We start from the raw sequence: 18,893 nt of genomic DNA, 5'->3' as shown, positions 1-18,893 counted from the left end.
CCCACGCGTGGTGCCGGCGGGTGCCCAGTTGGGGGTGACGGACGGTGCCAGGTGTCGAGGGCTGGGACCGTACTGCCACGCTGTTGATCGCGAACATGGTCGAGTCGGCCCTGCGTGGGGAGGCCGGTGAGCATGAGCGGCTCCCAGAAGATCACCTCCTCGCACCGGTCTCGGCTCGCGTTGATCTATGTGAGGCAGTCGACGCTGCTGCAGGTGCGGGAGAACACCGAGTCGACGGCCCGGCAGTACGGACTGGCCGAGCGGGCCCGGCAGCTGGGCTGGGCCGAGTCGGACATCACGGTTGTCGACACGGATCTGGGGGTCTCGGGCCGGTTCTCCGGACTGCGGGCCGGATTCCAGCAGCTGGTGGCCCGGGTGTGCCTCGGGGAGGTCGGTGCGGTCTTCGGTCTGGAGGTGTCCCGACTGGCGCGTTCGTCGGCCGAGTTCGGTCGGCTGCTGGAGTTCGCGCGCCTGACCGACACCCTCCTGATCGACGGCGACGGCGTCTATGACCTGGGCGATTTCAACGACAGGCTGGTGCTGGGGCTGAAGTCCACGATGAGCGAGGCCGAACTGCACATCCTGGCCGGGCGTCTGCACGGCGCCCGCCGGGCCGCGGCCGAACGCGGCGACCTGCGGCTGCCGCTGCCGGTCGGACTGGTCCACGACGCAGAGGGCCGCATTGTCATCGACCCGGACGAGGAGGTCCGGGCCGCGGTCGCCGACATCTTCACGCTGTTCGACCAGCATGGTTCCGCACTCGGAGTGGTCCGCGCTTTCTCGGGCCGCCGCTTCCCGCGCCGGGACACCGGGGTGTGGGACGGACGCCTGGGCTGGGGCCGGCTCACGCACGGACGGGCTGCTGCCGTACTGAAGAACCCTGTCTATGCAGGTGCGTACGTCTTCGGCCGCGCGACAAGCACGCGCCGGGTGCGGCCCGACGGCACCGTGGTCAACACGGTCAACCGGCGTCCTCGCGATCAGTGGGCCGTTCTGATCCCTGAACACCACGAGGGCTATATCTCCTGGCAGCACTACCTGCGGATCGAGGCGAAACTGGCCGCGAACCGCACCAGCACCGGGGCACGACCGCCGCGCGAGGGCCCGCCGCTGTGTCAGGGCGTCATCTTCTGCGGTTCGTGCGGCTTCCCCATGAACACCAGCTACCGGCGCGCGGACAACACCCCGGACTACGTCTGCACCCGCTCACGCAGCGACGCGGTCAGCACCCCGGGCCGCCACTCGATCGCCGCCTCGGCCGTCGACGGGCAGGTGGCCCGACTGCTGCTGGCCGCGCTGACTCCCGAGCAGGTCCACCTGGCTCTGATGGCAGCCGACGAGGTCCACCACCGACACCAGCGCTCGCACCGGGCGGCCGAGCTCGCCGTCGAACGCGCCCGCTACGAAGCCGACCGCGCCGAGCGTGCGTTCAGCCAGGTCGAGCCGGAGAACCGGCTGGTCGCCCGCTCGCTCGAGTCCCGCTGGGAGGCCAAGCTCACGGCCCTGAACCAAGCCGAGGCCGCACTCGCCGACCTGATCATTTCCGAGCCGGCCCTGCCCGAGCCCGCACAACTGCAACAACTCGCCCGCGATCTGCCCACATTGTGGGAAGCGCCGACCACCACGGCCAAGGACCACAAGCGTCTGCTGAGGACCCTGATCGCGGACGTGACCGTGCGACATGTCGACGACACCCGAGCCCACATCGGCATCCGCTGGCACACCGGCGCCACTGACGAGATCACCTGCGACCGGCGGACCAACCGCAATCCCACCCGGGCTGTCGAGATCGTCCGTGAACTCCTGGACACCCGCAGCGATGCCGAGATCGCTGAGCACCTCAACACACTCGGCTTCAGCACCGGCAAGTGCCGTCCCTTCACCGTCGCCTCGGTCCGGCACATCCGTCAGCAGCACGCGATCGGCCCCAAACGCAACGACCCCACAGGCCCCGGCGAGATCACGGTGCCACAGGCCGCACGCATCCTCGGCATCCACGAGGCCACGATCTATCCCTGGCTCCGCAGTGGCGAGATGACCGCCCGCCAGGGACGCCACCGGCGCTGGTGCATCCCATGGAACAGCGAGGTCGAGGAGTACTGGCGCACCCGCGTCGCGACCTCCTCGCACCTCACGCGCACAAACCCCATCTACGAGACAGGACAGGCAGTATGAAGCCGACTTCCCAGGTCCGCACGATCGCGGGGTACCGCTGGCCCAGCTCGCCTGCGGCGAAGTCGGTGAGGGCCTGCTCGGCGGCCTGCTCGGTCGGGGCGGTGTAGATGGCCTTCAACTCCGCAACCAGCTTTGCGTGGTGCTGTTTGGAGGCGAACCTCAGCGAGGCACGGATCAAGTGGATCACACATGTCTGAACGGTGGCTTTGGGCCAGGTCGCGGTGACGGCGTCGGGTAGGCCCTTCAGTCCGTCGCAGGCGACGATGCAGACGTCCTCGACGCCGCGGTTGCGGAGCTCGGACAGCACGGTCATCCAGGTGGTGGCGCCTTCGCCCTCGTCGCCGGCCCACAGGCCGAGCACGTCCTTGCAGCCGTCCATGTCCACCCCGACGGCCAGGTAAACCGGCCGGGAGGCCACGGATCCGGAGCGGATCTTCACCCACAGCGCGTCGATGTAGATGATCGGCCAGACCGCGTCCAACGGTCTGTTCTGCCACGCCTCCAGCTCGTCGGTGACGGCGTCGGTGACCTTGCTGATCAGGTCCGGTGAGACCTCGACGCCGTACATGCCGGCCAGGTGCGAGCGGATGTCGCGCACCGACATGCCGCGTGCGTACAGCGACAGGACCTGCTCGTTGAAGCCTGCAAGCCGCCTGGCGTGCTTGGGCACCAGCTGCGGTTCGAAGGACCCGTCACGGTCCCTCGGAACGGCCAGCGTGACCGTCCCGGCATCGGTCAGCACCGTCTTGGGCGATGTGCCGTTGCGGCTGTTGCCCGAGCCGCGGCCCGCCCGATCGTGCTTCTCGTAGCCGAGGTGGTCGGTCATCTCCGCGTCCAGGGCCCGCTCCAGCACGGCCCGGGTCACCTCCGTGAGCAGCCCGCCCTCACCCAGCAGGGCAGCACCCGAGGCGTCGGCGCGGTCCATCAGCCGCTCGACGACCTCATCCACGAGCTTGTCCTCGACCGGTTCGACGGCCGGGATCTCCTTGTCGTTCATGTCCGTCCGTCCCGGCTGGTCAAAGACCCTGGTCAGAGCCCCGACCAGCCTGTCACATCACGGACTTACACGATCTTTCAGACACGCTCCATCCATTAACGGGCGAACGCGTGTGCGTATGCCTCGTCGAGCAGTTTCCGCAGTGTCGAGGTGGTGGGTGCGATGGCGGTGGCGAGCAGCGCCGGGCCGCTTGCCAGCGGTGCGAGGACGGCGCACCCGTCTTTGACCTCTTCGCCGAGCAGGACGGGGTCTCGTCGGACGTCGAGGCGCGGGTCCACGACGAGGAGTTGGCCGACGGCGCGGTGTCCGTTCAGGATGGCCGGGCCGTCCCAGCCTGGTTCGGGGGCCCCGTAGGCCGTGTGCTGGTCGAGTAGCGGGCGCCCGGCGCGGTGGACCAGGATCCGGCTGACGACGTGGCCTGGTTCCTCGTCGGCCCGGCCCAGGAGCTGTTCTTCTCGCAGCACCAGGTGTGAGGTGGCGGCGAGTTCGACGGTGTACGTCTGGTGCAGGTTGCTGCCGGCGGCGCTGATCAGGGGCTGTGGTAGCCAGCGCATACGGGCGTGTTCTCCAATGGTGAGGCGCACGTCGTAGGTGGCCGCGTCGGTGGTGGGGCCGCGTAGGGCGAGTGTGGCGGCGGCTGTGGTGATCTCCACTTCGGCCCGGTCCTCGGCGGTGATGTCGAGGGTGAGACGGTCGCCGCCGAGCGGTGCGCTCATCGCGCTGATGATGCCCACTTTGGCGGCGTTGCCGTGGGTGCGCAGTCGTCGAAGGTGGAAGGGGCCGTCGCTGTGCAGTTGCGGGAGGGTGGTGACGCGTCCGTTGTGCGCGGCACGGATCCGGGCGGTGGCAAGTACGCCGTCGGGGTGTCCGGCGGGCTCCTGGGCACCGGGTGAGGGAATGTCGGGGCCGGACGGGGGCCGGGCGGCGGTCAGTTGGCGGGAGGGGCTCATGCGGCTGTCCCGGCGTGCCATTGGCTGACGTGGCTGGTGACCCAGTCGGCGACTTCGCGGATGCCGTCGTCGGAGGTGAGGCTGGTGAAGATGACGGGGAGGTCGCCGCGTTGTCGTTTCGCGTCGCTGGCCATGGTGTCCAGGTCTGCGCCGACATGCGGGGCGAGGTCGGTCTTGTTGATGATGAGGAGGTCGGCGGTGGTGATGCCGGGGCCGCCCTTGCGGGGGATGTCGTCGCCACTGGCTACGTCGATGACGAAGATCTGCACGTCGACGAGGCCCTTGGAGAAGGTGGCGGTGAGGTTGTCCCCGCCGGACTCGATGAGCACGAGGTCGAGGGGGTGGAGGGCTGCTTCGAGGTGTTCGACGGCTTCCAGGTTGGCGGAGATGTCGTCGCGGATCGCGGTGTGGGGGCAGGCGCCGGTTTCGACGGCGGTGATGCGCTCGGGCGGCAGGACGGCTTCGCGCCGCAGGTATTCGGCGTCCTCGCGGGTGTAGATGTCGTTGGTGACGACGGCGATGGGCCAGCGGTCGCGCAGGGTGCGGCAGAGCGCGGCGACGGTCGCGGTCTTGCCGGAGCCGACGGGGCCGCCCAGGCCGACGCGCAGCGCGCGGCGGCTTCCGTCGGCGCGGAGCGGCTCGGCGCTGTGGGTGTGGCGCTGCGGCATGGGCACGGGATGGTCGAGGTGCACGAAGAACACTCCAGGTGGGAAGGGAAGGTTTCAGGAGGCGAAGAGCCGGACGGTCCAGGCGGCGTGCTGTTCACCGGTGATGTCCAGCAGCGGTGAGGACGCCGACGGCAGGACGTCGATGCCCTCGGCCGAGACGCGGTCCGCGGCTTGGGCGGCAGCCGTGGCGACGGCGTCGGTATCGGAGCTGAGGCGGGCCAGCATTCCCGAGGCGTCGAGCGGGTCGAGGCTCAGCAGGCGCACTGCCGCTGTGGCCGGGCCGCCGGCGTTCTCGTACGCGGCGGCATAGGCGGCGTCCAGCGGGGTGAGCCCCGCGGCCCGGGCGGCAAGGCCCAGCACGATGGGCTGGTGGGCGCCATGAGGACGCGCGGCGGCCAGCAGTTCCAAGGCTTCGGACGGGAAGATGGCACGGGCTGCGCGCATCATCTGCCGGCCGAGCCGACGGGCGACGCCGCGCAGTGCTGGGGCGGGGGTGCGCGCGTCGGCGGCGTCGTCCAGCAGCAGTGGGTCGACTCCGGCGGCGGCTGCGGCGGCCAGCCCCGCCGCCGTCAGACCGGTGGTGTGCAGACGTCCGCGGCAAAACGCCTCCAGGCTGGGGGTGTCGTGTACGGCTTTGTGGGCGACGGCGGCTTCGACACCGCCGGAGTGCGCGTGGCCGCCGGCGGGGAAACGGCCGTCGGCCAGCAGGAGCAGGGCTGCGCGGCTCATGGGTGAGCGGCTGCCTTTCGCAGGGTCGGAGGTGATGCGGCGGCCCGGGCGGGCACATCAAGTCCGCCCGGGGCCCAGCCGCAGCGGCGGGGCCGGCGGCAGGGCAGGTGTCGGATCAGAAGAGGAAGTACCGCTGGGCCAGGGGGACTTCGGTGACATAGGAGCGCGGCACGGTCGCGCCGTTGAGTTCGGTGCGGGCGTCGCTGGTGGTTGCACCGCCGATGGTGACCTCGAAGCTGTTGTGGTCGACTTCGAGGCTGTCGGGAACTGTGTCGTTCAGTTTCATGTCGGCCTTCGTGACCTTCCGAGTGCTTGTAATGTCCACGAAGTCCTTGTCGAGTCCGAGACCCGGGTTACTGCTGGTGCCGTCTCCGTTCAGGTTGCCGGCCACGCCAGGAGCGACGAAGTTCACCGAGTTGCGTCCCGGGGAGCGGCTGGTGGAGCCCCAGACCGGGCGCGGCAGGTACGGCTGCGGCGTTGTGATCGACGCGTTGGCGTCGCCGACCTGCGCGTACGCGAGCTGGCCGCCCTTGAGGAGCATGTGCGGTTTGACGCCGAAGAACTTCGGCTCCCACAGCACCAGGTCGGCGAGCTTCCCGGTCTCCACGGAGCCGACGTATTTGGCGATGCCGTGGGTGATCGCCGGGTTGATCGTGTACTTGGCAACGTACCGGCGCGCGCGGAAGTTGTCGTTCGGCTGCAGCCGCTGGTCGTTGAAGGAGTGGTCTGTGTCGTTGGTGATCGTGCGGACCTTCGCGGCTTCGAGGTCCTCCTTCAGCGCCCCGTAGCGGCACTTCATGACGTGCGCGGTCTGCCAGGTACGCATGATCGTTTCGCCGATGCGGCCCATCGCCTGGGCGTCGGAGGACATCATGGAGATGGCGCCCATGTCGTGGAGGAGGTCCTCCGCGGCCATGGTGGAGGGCCGGATCCGGGAGTCGGCGAAGGCCATGTCTGCCGGAATCTCCGGGTTGAGGTGATGGCACACGATCATCATGTCGACGTGCTCCTTGACGGTGTTGACCGTCAGGGGACGCGTCGGGTTGGTCGAGGCCGGCAGGACGTTCGGGTCCTTGACCAGCTCGATCATGTCGGGCGCGTGACCGCCGCCGGCGCCCTCGACATGGAAGATGTGGATGGAGCGTGCCTTCTTCGTGAACTTCCCGTCTGCGTCCCTGGCGTCGCCTGTGAAGGCTGCCCGTGTGCTCTCCAGGAACCCCGACTCGTTCAGTGAGTCGGCGTGCAGGGCAAGCTGGACACCGCGCTCTTCGCAGATGTCCAGGGCCCGGTCGATCACCGCGGGCGTAGCGCCCCAGTCCTCGTGGACCTTGAAGCCGCAGACACCGGCGTCCACCTGTGCGTTGAGCTCGTGCTTGTTCATCGTGCTGCCCTTGCCGAGCAGGCCGATGTTGACGGGGAACTGATCCAGCGCCTCGAAGAGCCGCCTGATGTGCCATGCGCCCGGTGTGACGGTGGTGGCCGTACTGCCCTCGGCCGGTCCCGTGCCGCCGCCGATGAGGGTGGTCACGCCCGAGGCCAGAGCCTCGTGGATCTCCTCGGGGCAGATGAAGTGGACATGGGTGTCTACGCCGCCCGCGGTGAGGATCCGTCCGTTGCCGGAGATGACCTCGGTGCTCGGCCCGACCACGAAACTCACCGGCGTCACCGGAACAGGAATCGCGTTGCCGATAGTCGTACGAGTCGGCATCTCGAACCTGTTGCTCGGGATCGGATCCATCGTCTCGGGGTTGTACGCCTTGCCGATGGCCGCGATCCTGCCGTCGCGGATGCCGATGTCGGCCTTGACCACGCCCCACCAGTCGAGGGTCAGCGCGCCTGTGATGACGGTGTCCACGGGCCTGTGGTCCGTGGCGTCGCCTTTGCTGTTCCTCCCGTCCCTGGCGAGGTGCGACATTCCCATTGACTCGCGGATCACCTTGCCGCCGCCGAAGAGCATCTCATTGCCGCTGTATGAAGGGCCGCCGCTCCAGTCGGCCTCGATCTCCAACGTAAGGTCGGTGTCGGCGAGCCGGACCCGGTCCCGCGTGGTCGGCCCGTACAGCGCGGTGTAATCCGCCCGTGTCAGCTCATTGCTCGGCTTCGGCTGGCCCTTCCCACGCTTCGGCGCCTGGCCGCGGCCTCGTTCCTGCGGATTACTCATCGGACGATCCCTTCGCGCAGTCCCTGGATCTTGGTGAGGTCGCTGATGTTGCTGCCGCCGGCCGTGACATCACCCTGAATCTGCACCAGTTCCACACAGCACTCGTCGCCCGGTTCGAAACGCACGGAGGTGCCCGCGGCGATGTTGAGCCGCCGGCCCCTCGCTGCGTCGCAGTTCCAGAGACTGTGGTCCTGGGGGACTGTCTGACCGGCAGGGACCTCGACGCTGATGACCTTCAGCCCTGGGTTGACCTCGGCGAAGTGATAGTGGGAGCCGACCTGAATGGGACGGTCCGACTCGTTCTTCACCTTGATCTTCGTCTTGCCCGGCCCTGGCAAGGTGGTGGCGTCCGTCTGCAGGCTGACGCCCTGCGTGTCCCCGTCGAGGTGCACGTTGAAGCAGATCGCGTCGTACCGGGAGACTGTGTCGTCGTCCTCGTCGCAGCTTACGGACGAGTTGCCGCTGTCGTCGCAGTCGACCGGGGAGCCTGGCTTGCGGGGCGGCTGGGGGTGCTCGACCTTGCCCGGGTAGACCTCGGGTTCCTCCGTGGCCTCCGGGATGGGGTCGTGGATCGTGACCAGCTTGGTGCCGTCCGGGAAGGTCGCCTCCACCTGGACGTTCTTGATCATCTCCGGGACGCCGTCCATCACGTCGTCACGGGTGAGCACCCGTCGGCCCGAGTCCATGATGTCGCTGACCGTCTTACCGTCGCGCGCCGCTTCGAAGACGTGAGCGGTCAGCAGGGCCATCGTCTCGGGGTAGTTCAAACGCAGCCCCCGGTCGCGGCGCTTGCCGGCCACGTCGGCCGCGACGTGGATCAGCAAGCGCTCCTGCTCATGCGGAGTCAAATGCACGATGACTCGTCTCTGTTGTTCGGATGGTGCGTGCGACCGGGCATCCCAAAGGTCACCAACAATGCTCCCTGGATGGCACACAGGCGCTCTCCGAGCATCAGTGGAGAGGAACGGCGAGAGGATCAAACGGCGGTTGATCTACACCATCTGGTGAATCCGCGTGTAGGCCGACATCCCACCGGGCAGGTTGGGTAGCTGCTGGGGCCTCCGCGTCGGCCAGGCGGCAACACGCGGAACCCGTCCGCAGAAACGATGCGCGCCGCGGTGCCGGATGTTGCGGGCGCCGACCGCGGCCAGGGCCGTGTGCACGCCGAGGAGATCTTCACCTTCCCCGCCGTGATCGTTCTGGCCCTGCGCATCACCGATCCCGCCATGGCCGGTACCACAGACGAGGAGCCCGCCTTGTACTACCGGGTCTTTCACCTCTGCCACGACCAGGTCATCCGCATCCGCGACTACACCGAACGCGGCCATGCCCTCGCCTCCGCTCACGGATCAGCGGCCCCCGGCTTCTGACACGCAGACCGGCCCCCGTGGGAGATGCGGCGAGGGCGGGTCACCCACCAGGCCGGCGGACCGCCACGTCGGCGATGTCCGCACCGCGCTGCAAAACGTCGCGGAGCATCGCCGGGGTCAGTGTGTGCGTGGACACGTTGCGCTGGCTCGGGTGGTAGCCGCCGATCAGGTGCAACACCCGTTCACTTCGGGCGTCGGTAAGTTGCGCGTGTGCACCATGCCCGAAGGCCGGGCGTGGGCGGGGCACCTGCCACCCGGTGGCGGTGAGTACCGGCAGCAACGCCTGCCAGGCGAAGCCGCCGAGCACCACGATCGCGCGCAGGGCCGGGCGCAGGAGTTCCAGCTCCCGGGCGAGCCAGGGCCGGCAGGTGTCGCGCTCGGTGGTGGTGGGGCGGTTGTCGGGCGGTGCGCAGTGCACCGGCACGGTGATCCGCACGCCGTACAGCGTCATCCCGTCGTCGCGGCGCGTGGCCGCTGGCTGGGTGGCCAGGCCGAGGTCGTACAGGGCGGCGTACAGCACGTCGCCGGACGGGTCACCGGTGAAGATGCGTCGGGTGCGGTTGCCGCCGTGCGCGGCGGGAGCCAGTCCGATGATCGCCAACGGCGCGTCCGGCGGGCCGAAGCCCGGTACCGGCCTGGCCCAGTACTCCCAGTCCAGGAAGGCCCTGCGCTTGACGCGTGCGGCCTCCTCCCTCCAGGCCACCAACCGTGGGCAGGCCCGGCAGGTGGCCACGGCCTCGTCCAGTTCGCGCACGCAACCCAGCCGGGGTGCCGTCACCGAGGGGAAGTCGGGGGCCTGCGGTGTCGTACGGCTGCCGTGCATGTTCGTGCCTGCTCCTCTCACCGGCCGGCTCGCTCGGGCGAGCCCTGCCGAAGGCGATCCTTCTGCGGAAGCGCGTACTGCTCGCGCAGGGATCGCAATGTCAGCGGCTGATGCGAGGATCCCGGCGCAGCTACACGAGGAGATCAACATGGGCACCTGGGACACTGGCCCCTTCGACAACGACACGGCCGCGGACTTCACCAACGCTCTCGACGGCGCCAAACCCGAGGAACGCGAGGCACTGATCCGTGGCGTCCTCACACGCACCGTCGACGCCACCGGCTGGCTCACCGAAGGAGAAGAAGCGGGTGGCCGCAGCCGCACTGATTGCGGCGCAATGCCCTGGTGGCGACCCAATCGACACACCTTACGGCCCTGAAGAACCCATGCCCGCCTTCCCCAACGATCTCCGGACGCTCGCGGACAAGGCCCTCGATCGCATCATTAGTGACGAGGCCGGGCCAGGATCGAACTGGGTCGACCCGGAAAATTGGAAGCAGTGGCGAGCCAACCTCAACCGCCTTCGCACAGTCCTTGCTCCGCTATCACCGTCCATCCCGCTGTTCGATGTCGAGCAATGACAGAGCATCACCCGTCGCTGAGTAGGCCCGGAGCGCGGTGCCGGGATTGCTCCCGGTCCGTTTCTCCGGACCTCTCGCCGAACCCGCCGTGCGCCTCTCAACGCAACGGGCTCTCCACGGTCTCTGCCTTCAGGCGGGGTTCGCAGGCTGCCATGGGGTGGGGATCGTGGGCCGGTATCGGTAACGGCTGACCGTGACCGAGGCGATCCGGAACAGTTCGATCCCGTCTGCCGCGATCGGTTTCCACCGCCCTGCGGGGGTGGTGAACCGGCGGCGGACGTCGCCCCAACTCCAGCGGTGACGGGCCCGCAGCATGCGGATCAGTCGCCACCACACGAAGGCGTCAAGCTTGCTGAAGACATGCTTGGCGACCGCGTGCTTGAAGTAGTTGGCCCAACCGCGCATGATCTGGGTGAGTCTGATCAGCACGGCGGCAAGATCCTGCTGCGATGTCCTGCCCGTGATGGCACGGATCTTCGCCTTCAGCGACCGGAGGGGCCGGTCGGCGATGAAGGTGTAGACGTGCCACTTGTTCGTTCCCCCTTTGCGTTTCCACTGGATGTGGAAGCCCAGGAAGTCGAACCCGTCGCTCATGTGCACGATCCGCGTCTTGGCCTGCGACAGACGCAGACCCAACGGTTCGAGCACACCGGCGACTTCTTCGCGCAGTGCCGCTGTGTCGCTCTCGGTGCCGAACACCAGGACGACAAAGTCGTCCGCGTAGCGGACGACCCGCCACGTCGGTTGACCTTTGCGGCGCCGGTAGGCGCGTTTGCCTTCGGTGGCCATCGTCCCTCCCGGCGTCCAGGGCCCGTGCAGGTGCTCGTCGAGCACCGTCAGGGCGATGTTCGCCAGCAGCGGGGACAGCACGCCCCCAACGCAATGGGCAACTTCTGCTTCGAGGTGACGATCGGCTACCGGCGCTTGGAACTCCTCCCTCGCACGGAGGGTAAGGGTCGTCACAATGGGTAGTAGGTTTGTGACATGGTGCGTGGTGATCGTGTCGATAGCGTCGAGTACGCCCGGCGGGTCAACGCCGCCGCGGATCTGGCCGGGGCGGGGGTGCCCGCGGCCGCAGCCGCTCGCACGTTGGCGAGTAGGTACGGGGTGTCGGTGCGTCAGGCACGCCGGTATCTGGAGCAGGCCATGGCTGCTGGCCGAGTCGAAGTCCCCGAGTCGAGCGTGGTGTTCACCGTCAAGCTGCCGGAATCTCTGGCAGGACGGATTCGCAGCCGTGCCCACGAGAGTGACCGGGCGATCTCCGCGGTGGTGGCCCAGGCCCTGGCCGAGTTCCTTGAACGGGGTGCCCCGGAGGGCCGGCCTCGCAGGTGACCGGCCGGCGGGTGGAGGTGGAGGCGGTCTTCGACCGTCATGCGGCGGCGGACTTGTCCGCGGCCTACGCGGTGTTGGTGCCGCAGCGCCAGGCCCGAGTGCGGGCCGGCCCCGATCAGGCAGGAGGAGCCGATGACCAGCGCGGCGATCTACGCCCGGGTGTCGTCCGCCCGGCAGAAGAAAGACCAGACGATCGGCTCGCAGACCGCGGCCCTGCGGGCACACGCCGCCGGACAGCATCTTGAGCTGCCCGAGGAGTGGGTGTTCGAGGACGAGGGGCACTCCGGGGCGACGTTGGTGCGGCCCGCGCTGGAGCGGCTGCGAGATCTTGTCGCCCAGGTCGGCGTTGATGTGGTGCTGTGTTATGCACCCGACCGCCTGGCCCGCAAGTTCGCCTACCAGGCCCTGCTGATCGAGGAGTTCGCCCGCGCCGGCACCCGGGTGGAGTTCGTACGGGGCCCGCGCGGCGACACTCCCGAGGACCAGCTGATGGTCCAGTTCCAGGGCATGTTCGCCGAGTACGAGAAAGCCCAGCTGATGGAGCGCTACCGGCGGGGGAAGACCTACCGGGCCCGCTCGGGGTCCATCAACGTGCTGGGCGGCGCCCCGTTCGGCTACCGATACCTGCGCAAAACCCCTGAATGCGGGGCCACTTACGAGATCGTCGAGTCCGAAGCGGCGCTGGTGGTGGAGCTGTTCCGCCGCTACACCGACGACGGAGCCTCCATCGCGGACCTGACCCGCTGGCTCACCAGCAGCAGCACCCCCACCCGCACCGGGAAGACCCGCTGGGACCGAAGCGTGGTCTGGGGCATGCTCCGCAACCCCGTCTACCAAGGTCAGGCCGCCTTCGGCAAGACCCGGACCGTCCACGAGTCCCCGGGGCTGAACCGCCGCGCGAGGCTGGAGGGCCGCACCACCCCACGCGCTGTCAAGTACGAGGACCGGCCCCGCGAGGAGTGGATCACCATCCCCGTCCCCGCGCTCGTCAGCCCGGCCACCTTCGAACGCGCCGCCCAGCGACTCGCCGACAACAAGCGCTTCGCCTCGCGCAACAGCAAGGTCCCCTCCCTGCTCCAGGGCCTGTCGGCCTGCGTGAACTGCGGATACGGCTACTACCGCACCTCGACCACCACCACCTCAGGCAAGAAGATCTACTACTACCGGTGCCTGGGCTCCGACGACTACCGTTACGAGGGAGGCCGGGTCTGCACCAACAAGCCCGTCCGCGCCGACTACCTCGACACCCTCGTCTGGGACCACATCATCGGCATGATCGCCGACCCGCACCTGATCCGGTCCGAGATCGACAAGCGGCTGGACCGCGCCCGCACCAGCGACCCCGCCACCCGCCAGCGCAGCCGACTCGAACTGGCCCTGGCCAAGGCCACGGCAGCGATCACCCGCATGATCGAAGCGTTCCAGGAACAGCTGGTCACCATCGATGAACTGCGGGCCCGGATGCCCGGCCTGCGGGCCCGGGAGAGCAACCTGCGCGGCCAACTCGACGCGCTGGACGCCCAGCTCGCCGACCGTGATGCCTACCTCAAGCTTGCCGACGACCTCGAAGGCTTCCTCGCCCAGCTCCGCGACAACGCCCAGACAGCCGAGATCCCCGAGCGCCAGCGCGTCCTGCGGCTCCTCGTCAAGGACGTCCTCGTCGGCCCCGAGAAGATCACCATCCGGCACCGCATCCCCGTCCGTGAACATGCCCCCGACGACCGACATCAAGATCGAGACGCTACGGAGGGTGACTCATGCCCGAGTTACCCATTGCGTTGGGGGCGTGAGGATGCCGCCTTGGGGTGTGCCGGTGTTGGTGTCCCTGGTCTCGCCATCGGCGGACATGATGCCCGCCTTCAGAAACGCCTGGACCAGGGCGAGAACCCGCTTGTCTCCGACTCGTCGGCGCATCCGCTCAAGGAGAGCGGAGTGTGCGATGTTGTCGAAGCACGCTTCGATGTCCGCATCCAACACCCAGTGGTAGCCCTTGGTGCCGAAGTGGTGCACCTCAGCGATCGCGTCATGGGCTCGTCGTTCGGGGCGAAAGCCGTAGCTGACCGGCTTGAAGGACGCCTCGAAGATCGGCTCCAGGACCAGCACGAGCGCGGCTTGCACGAGCCTGTCCATCGCGGTGGGAATCCCCAGTCTCCTGAGCTTTCCCCCGCTGCCCGGCTTGGGGATCATGCGCTCCCGCACCGGCAGAGGGGTGAACGTGCGGGCCCTCAACTGCTCCCGCGTGTTCTTCAAGAAGGCCACGATGTCGGCGTCGTCGGCGATGAAGGCCGGGATGACCCGGTCCACGCCGGCGGTGCGCGCGCCCTTGTTGCCCCTCACCCTCTCCCACGCGACGGTGAGGAAGTCAGGGTGATGGACAAGGTTGTAGAGATCATCGAACCTGCGGTCGGGATCATCGACCGCCCATTGGTGCAGCTTGGTCTGCATCCGTCGTACCCGCAGCCAGGCCCCATCGGGGTCGGGCCACAGATCACCGGTATTCACCAGCGTCTCCGTCCATTGCAGTTCCTCAACTACCTGAATCCGCTGGGCTGCTTCGCCATGTGGACGGCTTTCCCGCCCCCGGACTACTACCAGCCCTCCGCCCCACCTCGGGCCGTCGGCGGACGTCGCGCCTTCCCGCCCCATCGCACCTGGAGAGTGCACTGAGACGAAAGCTTCGAGGTGGTTCCCACGTTCACTGTGATCCGCTCGTCGGGTGAGGCGGCCAGCTTTGCCCCTGCGGCATCGCCACGGTTACGCCGCAGTCCTTCTCCGTGGCCTCCCGACCGGCAAGATCAATCCGATCCAGGAGTTCCTGCCCATACGGGCAGTGCGCACCGCGATCCAGCCCAGATCCACCGGGTTTGAGCTGGCGGAGGTCTTGAGGGGCTTTACACCGCTGGTTCCTCGCGTCCACCTTCCCGTCTCGCTTGCCGGACCCGCGCCGTCCGGTAGTTCCGGTGCGTCCCGTCGTTGTCGGGGCTGCTCTCCACCAGACCCGGCCGACTCGCCGGACCCAGCTACCCCCTGCTTCTGTCGTCCCGCTGCGACGGGACGACGGTGCGGGTCTCACACCCGCACGCGGATCACAGCGCCTCGTGGCGCACGGTCTTTCACCTCCACTCGAACCAACAGCGCCTCCCGGCGCAAACAAAACCTGAGCCAGAACCCGAGAACGGACAGCGCTTGCTCGCCGCTTTGGGTGGCGGCGACGAGGTGCGAATCGAACGTTCACGAGTTTCGGCAGCACCTGCACCGGGGCTCGGGCACTGACTGGCGCCCGAAGGAGGGCAACTGGCCGCCCGTCTGCTCCCTCAGGCATCTACCACCGGGGCGGGGCTCACAGGTCCCTTCGCATGAGAACGCACATCGTCTCGTGGCGACGGATCAACCCGTCGGGACCTTCCTCGTCCCAGGCATCCGGCCCGCGGCCGTACGCGACGTAGCCCAAGCGCTCGTACAGGGCGCGGGCCCGAGGGCTGTCCTCCTCCACGGCGAGTTCGGCCCTGCGCAGGCCGCGGTTCCTGATCCTCTGTTCGGCGGCTCGGATCAACAGCGTTCCCAGGCCGCGGGACTGGAGTGCCGGGAGCACGGCGAGCTGCCACAAGGTTCCGGCATCCGCGCGAACCTGGTAGTCGATGCCGCCGATCGCCACCGGCAGGTCCACCGGGGTGCATACAGCCAGGTAGTCCACCTCGCCGGCCACAGCGCGCGCCAACTCTCGCTCTACTTGGCGCAGGTGGGTGGCCGAGCCCGACCAGGTGCATGCGGGCAGGTCTCGGGGCAGTAGGTCGCGCACGCTGACGGGCATGACGACGGTGGCATCGGTGGAGTCGTGTGCAGTGATCACAGCCATGAGCATGCCGACCGACGCGAGGGCACAGCAATGCATTTCTCCTGCCTCGGACCCGCGCGTGGCGCCGACCTGTCCCGCGGCGGCGTGCTGTCACTCCTCGTGAACATCGAACATGACCTGGCTTGTGCGCCTCCCGAAGCGCTGAACAAGTGCTGTCAAACTGGCGAACAAAGCCACACAGTTGAGAGCCACCCGTCCCGACCTGGTACGACATGCCGCTTTTGGCGTAATGGGCTCTTCAGGCTGGTCGGCCACGTCACTCTGTGCGGGTTGATCACGGTCGTGTCAGGAGCCCGTGTGTACCGATGAGTGGGTCTTCGAGCGGATCTGCCGTGAGGGCCGGGTGGACCCGAGCGTGTCGGGGCGGGCGTCGGCTCTGCGGTGCAAGGTGAGCGGGGCCAGCTCCAAGTCCCCGAGGCCGAACACTGTGCCGCCCCGTAAACGGCCCCCCGGAACACCCATCCAGCAGGCGAAATCGGCTCTGGTGGAGTGAAGGAGGCGGCCATGGCGGACAGCGAGCGGTGGCCTGACAAGGCCATGGTGGACCGGTCTGAAGGGTTCGGTGAGCGGCTGCTGGGGGTGCTGCTGGACCGGGCGCACGAGATGCCGCCGCAGCTGATCGCCCCGCTGGTCGCGGAAGAGGTGGCGAGGGTCGGCGGCCGCGACGTCTCGATCCTCCTGCAGGACTACGGCCAGCGGGTGCTGGTGCCGCTGCCGGGTAGGCGGCTGACCGTCGGCGAGCCCGAGCCGATCGGTGACTCCCACGCCGGCACGGCCTTCCTGTCCGCGACGCCTGTGGAGGTGCCACAGGCCGACGGTGTCCGGATGTACCTGCCGTTGCTGGACGGCAGCGACCAGGTGGGCGTGATGGCCCTCACCCTGGACACCGCCGATGATGACGACCGGCGACTGCTGCGCAGGCTCGCCGGCCTGGTCGCCGACACGCTGGTCACCAAGCACAGCTACACCGACCGGTTCTTCCAGGCCCGGCGCCGCGAGCCGATGAGCCTGGCCGCGGAGATCCAGTGGTCCCTGCTGCCCCCGCTGGCCATGTCCGTCCCGCAGGTCGAGGTGGCCGGAATCCTCGAGCCCGCCTACAAGGTCGCCGGCGACAGCTTCGACTACGCCCTCAATGACGACATCCTGCATCTGGCAGTGATCGACGCGATGGGCCACGGCCTGGACGCCGCCACCATGGCGACCGTCGCCATCGGCGCCTACCGGCACGCCAGACGCGCCGACATCGGACTGGCTGAGATCTACGCGTTCATGGACCAGGCCATCGCCGGGCAGTTCGGGCCCGAGCACTTCGTCACCGCGCAGATGATGCGCCTGGATATCGCAACGGGCCATCTGCAATGGGTCAACGCGGGCCATCCCGCACCGCTGCTGATCCGTCACCACGAGGTCGTCCAGCAACTGGAGAGCCCGACCACCCTGCCGGTCGGCTTCGGCGGTGAACAGCCCCGGATCAGCGAGCAGACCCTCCACCGCGGCGACCGGGTGCTGTGCTTCACCGACGGCCTCATCGAGGAGCACGAAGCCGGCGAAGAGCAGTTCGGCGAGGAACAACTCGTCCACTGGATCAACCGCATCGAGCACACAGAGAAACGAGTGCGTGCGGTGGTGCGCGCCCTCTCCCACGCCCTGATGGAGGAACGGGGCGGCACGACCACCGACGACGCGACCCTCTTCCTGATGGAGTGGCGCGGGGGCGCCGCCGATCACCTCGCCGCCCTGGACTGAGTCGAAAGCCGCACCACGATTGCGGAGCCCACGACACGGAGCCCCCGCTACCCGCCTGGCCAGAAGACCCGCTCACCGCCGAGGAGATCGATCTCCGCGAACGTCTCCGACGACGTACGCGAGCCCGCCGTCGTTTCACGGTGCTCCCGCCGCCCGCACCGCCGCTCGCCACAGCGCCTCCGCAGGAAAATACCTGGTCACACCGGTCATTGCCCATCGAACAGGCGTACAGTGAAAGCACCGGAAGTACTTCGCGCACCCGCTTTCATGCGGGTGTCATTTCCGGCGATCGCCTAAAAACCGGACTGCCGACGGGCAGTCCGGGGGCAGGTCCGCCTCATGACCACGACCCTCGACCGGACCGCGCCCCGCGACCTCGCCGCAGAGCTCCCGGCACGCTTGTCCCTCACCCCGAAGACCACCCTCGCCGGCCAGCTGGACGGGGCCTGGTGGCCCTACTCCCGCGACCTTGCAGCCGAGCTCCCACCGCTCGCCGCCGCCCTGGAGGAACCCTGGGGGCGCATCACCCGCGTCACCGTGAACCCCACCCGCTGGCCGGTCATCCCCCACACGGTGCCCGTGGACGGGCGCACGCTGCACGTGGCCTGGTTCACCGAACAGGACCCCGACAAGCTGATCCTGCTCTCCTACACCGTGGGGCGCTGGGACCTCCTCGTCATCCCGCCCGAGACCGAGCCCGCCGCCGCGGCCCGCCTGATGGCCGCCGCCGCGATCCCCGGCAGCGTCCTCACCGCCGGCGTCCTGATGGCCAACGAAGCCACCATCAGGCGCGGCATCCGCGACGCCGCGCGCCGGGAAGCCACCTGGGAGGGCGAAGGCGGGGCCTGCATGTCCCCCTTCGGGTACCCGATGAGACGATGCGCCCTCCCTCTGCCCGCAAGCACCTGGAGGTGAGCGACATGGAGACCATCGTCCTCGTCGCGCTGATCATCCTGGCAACCGGCATCGGAATGTACTGGATCCACCTGCTGAACGCCCAGCACGACGCGCGGATCGCGGCCTACCACTTCAGCGACCCCCTGCCGAGACCTCCCGGCCTGCCGGACGACACCAGTCGTCGAGCCCTCCGCACGGATGCCGACCGGTGAGGAACAGACCTTCCTCCGACCGGGGGCAGCGGGCGGGGCGCCATGGCGCCCCCGCCCGTCGGCTTCCCGCCCACTCCGAAAGGGAACACGCCCACGTGAAGTGCATCGAGACCCAGATACTGCCGTCGCTCGGGCAGGCCGAGGTCCGGATTATCGCGCACACGCCCGAAGCCGCCCGCGCGGTCGCGGAAGCGCTTCGTCACTGCTTCGCCGCAGCGGAACAGCGCAGCTATCCCGGCCCCGACGGCGACACTCGCCTCCACCTCACCGTGGACACGGCAGCAGCCGCCGGCCCCGCCCGCTCCTGGCTGGCCGCCAGCCGGACCCCTGCCGGCGCGGGCGCCCACTGCGACGAGATCTGAGAGCCCCGGGCCCGGAGCCCACCCCCGCACACGA

Annotated in this window: 17 protein-coding genes and 3 pseudogenes; 9 read left to right on the top strand and 11 right to left on the bottom strand. The window is 68.6% G+C overall.

Translation table 11 applies throughout. The features are described from left to right. The first annotated feature begins 132 nt into the window (after positions 1 to 132). The gene (locus FNV62_RS07165) at positions 133 to 2,175 is read left to right on the top strand and encodes a recombinase family protein (protein ID WP_143600355.1); all 2,043 of its coding nucleotides are present in this window, start codon (positions 133 to 135) and stop codon (positions 2,173 to 2,175) included. Here the strand turns inward: FNV62_RS07165 and FNV62_RS07160 are convergent. The 7 genes and pseudogenes from FNV62_RS07160 to FNV62_RS55510 form a co-directional block, all read right to left on the bottom strand. Then, positions 2,132 to 3,172, bottom strand: a complete 1,041-nt coding sequence (locus FNV62_RS07160; RefSeq protein ID WP_375336691.1) for an IS256 family transposase — start codon at positions 3,170 to 3,172, stop codon at positions 2,132 to 2,134. The two genes, FNV62_RS07165 and FNV62_RS07160, sit on opposite strands and share 44 nt — an antisense overlap. A 95-nt stretch (positions 3,173 to 3,267) precedes the next feature. Further along, a complete protein-coding gene (locus FNV62_RS07155) occupies positions 3,268 to 4,122 on the bottom strand; it encodes an urease accessory protein UreD (RefSeq protein ID WP_143600354.1) in 855 nt (284 codons plus the stop codon). Continuing rightward, positions 4,119 to 4,814 carry an urease accessory protein UreG gene (gene ureG, locus FNV62_RS07150; RefSeq protein ID WP_143600353.1) on the bottom strand — a complete coding sequence of 232 codons (696 nt, stop codon included), beginning with the start codon at positions 4,812 to 4,814 and terminating at the stop codon, positions 4,119 to 4,121. The genes FNV62_RS07155 and ureG overlap by 4 nt, the downstream gene beginning before the upstream one ends. 30 nt (positions 4,815 to 4,844) lie before the next feature. Further along, positions 4,845 to 5,519: an urease accessory protein UreF gene (locus FNV62_RS07145; protein WP_143600352.1), complete on the bottom strand. Its 675-nt coding sequence runs from the start codon at positions 5,517 to 5,519 to the stop codon at positions 4,845 to 4,847. Positions 5,520 to 5,634: 115 nt separating this feature from the next. Continuing rightward, the gene (locus FNV62_RS07140) at positions 5,635 to 7,680 is read right to left on the bottom strand and encodes an urease subunit alpha (RefSeq protein WP_143600351.1); all 2,046 of its coding nucleotides are present in this window, start codon (positions 7,678 to 7,680) and stop codon (positions 5,635 to 5,637) included. After that, on the bottom strand, positions 7,677 to 8,072 hold the full coding sequence (locus FNV62_RS55515; protein ID WP_225900817.1) for an urease subunit beta: 396 nt from the start codon (positions 8,070 to 8,072) through the stop codon (positions 7,677 to 7,679). Before FNV62_RS55515 ends, FNV62_RS07140 begins: the two co-directional genes overlap by 4 nt. 165 nt (positions 8,073 to 8,237) lie before the next feature. After that, positions 8,238 to 8,534, bottom strand: a pseudogene (locus FNV62_RS55510) (urease subunit gamma); the annotation flags it as partial. Positions 8,535 to 8,798: 264 nt separating this feature from the next. Between FNV62_RS55510 and FNV62_RS07130 the strand changes: the two are divergent. Beyond that, positions 8,799 to 9,050, top strand: coding sequence for a hypothetical protein (locus tag FNV62_RS07130; protein ID WP_164331616.1), 252 nt, complete (start codon positions 8,799 to 8,801; stop codon positions 9,048 to 9,050). A 40-nt stretch (positions 9,051 to 9,090) separates the two neighbouring features. On the opposite strand, the gene FNV62_RS07125 is transcribed toward FNV62_RS07130, so the two are convergent. Further along, positions 9,091 to 9,873, bottom strand: a complete 783-nt coding sequence (locus FNV62_RS07125) for a uracil-DNA glycosylase (protein WP_143600348.1) — start codon at positions 9,871 to 9,873, stop codon at positions 9,091 to 9,093. Positions 9,874 to 10,021: 148 nt separating this feature from the next. Between FNV62_RS07125 and FNV62_RS57935 the strand changes: the two are divergent. Next, positions 10,022 to 10,454, top strand: a pseudogene (locus tag FNV62_RS57935) (DUF4259 domain-containing protein). Positions 10,455 to 10,583: 129 nt separating this feature from the next. On the opposite strand, the gene FNV62_RS07115 reads toward FNV62_RS57935, so the two are convergent. After that, positions 10,584 to 11,324: a group II intron maturase-specific domain-containing protein gene (locus tag FNV62_RS07115; protein WP_225900191.1), complete on the bottom strand. Its 741-nt coding sequence runs from the start codon at positions 11,322 to 11,324 to the stop codon at positions 10,584 to 10,586. 114 nt (positions 11,325 to 11,438) lie between these two features. Between FNV62_RS07115 and FNV62_RS07110 the strand changes: the two genes are divergently transcribed. Both FNV62_RS07110 and FNV62_RS55505 read left to right on the top strand, forming a co-directional pair. After that, positions 11,439 to 11,786 (top strand): ribbon-helix-helix protein, CopG family, encoded by a 348-nt coding sequence (locus FNV62_RS07110; RefSeq protein WP_101408544.1) that lies wholly within the window; start codon positions 11,439 to 11,441, stop codon positions 11,784 to 11,786. 39 nt (positions 11,787 to 11,825) lie between these two features. After that, a pseudogene (locus tag FNV62_RS55505) lies at positions 11,826 to 13,040 on the top strand (recombinase family protein); the annotation flags it as partial. A gap of 501 nt (positions 13,041 to 13,541) precedes the next feature. Here FNV62_RS55505 and FNV62_RS57500 read toward each other — a convergent pair. Next, a complete protein-coding gene (locus FNV62_RS57500) occupies positions 13,542 to 13,916 on the bottom strand; it encodes a reverse transcriptase domain-containing protein (protein ID WP_318658500.1) in 375 nt (124 codons plus the stop codon). A 1,210-nt stretch (positions 13,917 to 15,126) separates the two neighbouring features. After that, the gene (locus FNV62_RS07095) at positions 15,127 to 15,648 is read right to left on the bottom strand and encodes a GNAT family N-acetyltransferase (RefSeq protein ID WP_144314861.1); all 522 of its coding nucleotides are present in this window, start codon (positions 15,646 to 15,648) and stop codon (positions 15,127 to 15,129) included. 498 nt (positions 15,649 to 16,146) lie between these two features. Between FNV62_RS07095 and FNV62_RS07090 the strand changes: the two genes are divergently transcribed. From FNV62_RS07090 to FNV62_RS07075, 4 genes are all read left to right on the top strand, one after another. Then, complete coding sequence (locus FNV62_RS07090; protein ID WP_143600346.1) at positions 16,147 to 17,388, top strand: PP2C family protein-serine/threonine phosphatase; 1,242 nt, start codon at positions 16,147 to 16,149, stop codon at positions 17,386 to 17,388. Between the two features lie 339 nt (positions 17,389 to 17,727). Continuing rightward, entirely contained in the window at positions 17,728 to 18,303 is a 576-nt protein-coding gene (locus FNV62_RS07085) for a DUF5994 family protein (RefSeq protein ID WP_143612556.1), read from the top strand. Positions 18,304 to 18,308: 5 nt separating this feature from the next. Continuing rightward, positions 18,309 to 18,497 carry a hypothetical protein gene (locus FNV62_RS07080; protein WP_143612555.1) on the top strand — a complete coding sequence of 63 codons (189 nt, stop codon included), beginning with the start codon at positions 18,309 to 18,311 and terminating at the stop codon, positions 18,495 to 18,497. 95 nt (positions 18,498 to 18,592) lie between these two features. Further along, entirely contained in the window at positions 18,593 to 18,859 is a 267-nt protein-coding gene (locus FNV62_RS07075) for a hypothetical protein (RefSeq protein ID WP_205523134.1), read from the top strand. The last annotated feature ends 34 nt before the right edge of the window (positions 18,860 to 18,893 follow it).

Source organism: Streptomyces sp. RLB3-17 (assembly GCF_007113425.2).
Lineage (GTDB): Bacteria > Actinomycetota > Actinomycetes > Streptomycetales > Streptomycetaceae > Streptomyces > Streptomyces mirabilis_D.
The sequence above is the reverse complement of the archived record's forward strand: the minus strand, read 5'-3'. Positions and strand labels throughout refer to the sequence as shown.

What these genes read in the sequence shown, in the direction of transcription:
- FNV62_RS07160 (WP_375336691.1), bottom strand. Translation starts at nt 3,172, where the DNA reads ATGAACGACAAGGAGATCCCGGCCGTCGAACCGGTCGAGGACAAGCTC.
- FNV62_RS57500 (WP_318658500.1), bottom strand. Translation starts at nt 13,916, where the DNA reads ATGGACAGGCTCGTGCAAGCCGCGCTCGTGCTGGTCCTGGAGCCGATC.
- FNV62_RS07140 (WP_143600351.1), bottom strand. Translation starts at nt 7,680, where the DNA reads ATGAGTAATCCGCAGGAACGAGGCCGCGGCCAGGCGCCGAAGCGTGGG.
- FNV62_RS07145 (WP_143600352.1), bottom strand. Translation starts at nt 5,519, where the DNA reads ATGAGCCGCGCAGCCCTGCTCCTGCTGGCCGACGGCCGTTTCCCCGCC.
- FNV62_RS07125 (WP_143600348.1), bottom strand. Translation starts at nt 9,873, where the DNA reads ATGCACGGCAGCCGTACGACACCGCAGGCCCCCGACTTCCCCTCGGTG.
- FNV62_RS07165 (WP_143600355.1), top strand. Translation starts at nt 133, where the DNA reads ATGAGCGGCTCCCAGAAGATCACCTCCTCGCACCGGTCTCGGCTCGCG.
- FNV62_RS07090 (WP_143600346.1), top strand. Translation starts at nt 16,147, where the DNA reads ATGGCGGACAGCGAGCGGTGGCCTGACAAGGCCATGGTGGACCGGTCT.
- FNV62_RS07080 (WP_143612555.1), top strand. Translation starts at nt 18,309, where the DNA reads ATGGAGACCATCGTCCTCGTCGCGCTGATCATCCTGGCAACCGGCATC.
- FNV62_RS07155 (WP_143600354.1), bottom strand. Translation starts at nt 4,122, where the DNA reads ATGAGCCCCTCCCGCCAACTGACCGCCGCCCGGCCCCCGTCCGGCCCC.
- FNV62_RS07095 (WP_144314861.1), bottom strand. Translation starts at nt 15,648, where the DNA reads ATGCTCATGGCTGTGATCACTGCACACGACTCCACCGATGCCACCGTC.
- FNV62_RS07110 (WP_101408544.1), top strand. Translation starts at nt 11,439, where the DNA reads ATGGTGCGTGGTGATCGTGTCGATAGCGTCGAGTACGCCCGGCGGGTC.
- FNV62_RS07085 (WP_143612556.1), top strand. Translation starts at nt 17,728, where the DNA reads ATGACCACGACCCTCGACCGGACCGCGCCCCGCGACCTCGCCGCAGAG.